The sequence below is a fragment of the uncultured Oceanicoccus sp. genome, from assembly GCF_963968385.1.
Lineage (GTDB): Bacteria > Pseudomonadota > Gammaproteobacteria > Pseudomonadales > Dasaniaceae > Oceanicoccus.
In genome coordinates, this window is the sequence record NZ_CAXAHB010000132.1 from 1 (window position 1) to 2,446 (window position 2,446).

Here is a 2,446-nt window from a genome sequence, read left to right on the forward strand (position 1 = left end):
AAATTGCTCCGCTGCAGCTTCATCAACTAACGGCAGTTGCAATTGGTCAGCGAGCAACAGGGATTGTTCTGTCCCTTTTTGCACAGCCAATACCGGAGTAACGTCGTGGCTAGACACAGAACAATTCAAGCCTTGGCATGGAGCCGCTGAATAGCGATAGATCATTTTCAGCGATTACAGCTGCCTTATAACGGCAGTTATTTTTCAGTGTTTTCATATACAAATTTCGGCCACCGAAATGCGCTTCTAGCTTGCGATACAAACCCTTGAAGTGGCCGTCTAAGCTTTGAATTTTGAAGTGTTTACGATACCTTGATTGGCGGTAAATCACCAGAAGCCGATGCCACCACATGAGTGTTATGGGTCGGCAGCGGTTTGACGTCATAACGGTTTGACCGGCATCGGCAAACGACTGACCCTTTGAAAACTATTCGATTAAACAAGCCGTTAGTCTAGCGATTATCACTAACCGGCTTACGTCTTCGGCGATTAGCACTGGGCTTGGCTCCGGTTGCCGCTGATTTTTTGCGCTGACCATTGGCGCTGGGTTGGTCCTTTTTATGAGCATGGCCTTGAGTATTTTCGCCGGAACGTTGCCCATCTCGATGACCTGTTTTGGGCTTCTTCGGTTTTTTGGGTTTGTAGGGTTTAGTCTTTAAGCGTGACTCCTGCAAGGCATGCACGGGCTCAAAATCTTCGGCAATTTTTCTGGGTAGCAACTCACCAATTAATCGCTCAATATCGCAGAGCTGCTTAAACTCATCGGCACAGACTAGAGAAACGGCCATACCACTGGCTCCTGCCCTGCCGGTGCGGCCAATTCTATGAACATAGTCTTCGGGCACATGGGGCAAATCAAAATTCACGACATTGGGTAGCTGGTCGATATCCAGGCCTCTGGCAGCGATATCGGTAGCCACTAACACTTTAACTTTGCCGCTTTTAAATTCTGCCAATGCCCTTGTACGAGCACCCTGACTTTTATTGCCGTGAATAGCAGCAGCACTAATACCAGCACTGTCCAGTTGCTTGGCAAGTTTATTGGCGCCATGTTTTGTACGAGAAAATACCAAAACCTGTGGCCATTGTTTTTCTTTGATCAGTTGCCTCAATAAAGCAGACTTTTTATTTTTGTCGACTGAGTAAATCCAATGCTCTACAGATTTTACTGTGGTATTGGGTGGGCTAACCGAAATCTCTACTGGCTTATGCACCAAGCCCTTGGCCAAGTGACGAATATCATTAGAGAAAGTAGCGGAGAATAATAAATTTTGTCGCTGTTTAGGTAATACATGCAGAATTTTTTTTATATCATGAATAAAGCCCATATCCAGCATACGATCGGCTTCATCTAAAACCAATACTTCCAGGTGATCAAATTTGATGGCTTTTTGTTCATATAAATCCAATAGGCGGCCCGGTGTGGCGATTAAAATATCAACGCCTTTGCGAAGTTTTTTCATCTGCGGATTGATTTTCACACCACCAAAAACCACAGTAGAGCGCAGGGATAAATTGACACCATAGCTTTCAACACTGGCTCCAATCTGAGCTGCCAATTCTCTGGTGGGCGTTAGGATAAGTGCTCTTGCTTGATTTGATGATGCGCTGCGACCGTTGCTAAGTCGCTCTAGAATAGGCAGGGTAAAACCGGCTGTTTTTCCGGTACCGGTTTGGGCCGCTGCCATAACATCATGACCTTCAATCACGGCGGGGATGGCTTTGGCCTGTATAGGTGACGGGCTTTCATAACCCTGCTGTTTAATCGCTTTCAAAATAGGCTCAGATAAACCTAGGGAGTCAAAGCTCATAGATACGGCTCTTTTGATAATGGTAATAACGGAATGGATATCGCTCAAGACGGCGGCGTGAAGCTTACAGTAAGCAGCTATTAACTACTACAGAAACCTAGGTGAATAAACTCACCTCAGTCATGGATGCTGCGCTAATCACTTTCTGTGCCATCACTTTTTCAATGCGGTGATTGGCAATATTGCGTTGCCGGTTAGTCGTCAAACGAAGCCAATTTCGAATTAAACCTGAAGGGTATAAATTCAATTGCGGATTGCATAAAGCGCCCTAAAAGGTGATTTTCAGGGCTCTAATTTATGACCTGACAATGGCCGCGATAAAACAAACAGCGACCGTCAGTGACGTGGTTGAAAATAGCGATATTAATAACTGGCTAATGCAGCATCAACGGCAACACCGCTATTAATATTGGCACCCTGGGCTGATAACACATTATTCAGCGCTGACAAGCACAACAGGACATTTTTCTTATTGCATGCATGGCCCATTAAACCAATACGCCATGCTTTGCCTGCCAAGGCTCCAAGACCGGCACCAATTTCCAAACTGTATTCGGATAATAACGCCGCGCGAACCGCCGCATCATCAGCACCTTCAGGCAGCTTAACCAGATTAAGCTGGGGCAGACGATAAG

1 protein-coding gene and 1 pseudogene are annotated in these 2,446 nt (G+C 45.8%); both read right to left on the minus strand.

Going from position 1 to position 2,446, the window contains the following annotated elements; all coding sequences use genetic code 11:
- Positions 1 to 452: 452 nt before the first annotated feature.
- The gene (locus AACP44_RS09000) at positions 453 to 1,811 is read right to left on the minus strand and encodes a DEAD/DEAH box helicase (RefSeq protein ID WP_339340193.1); all 1,359 of its coding nucleotides are present in this window, start codon (positions 1,809 to 1,811) and stop codon (positions 453 to 455) included.
- 363 nt (positions 1,812 to 2,174) lie between these two features.
- Positions 2,175 to 2,446 (minus strand): annotated as a pseudogene (locus AACP44_RS09005) (alanine--glyoxylate aminotransferase family protein); the annotation flags it as partial.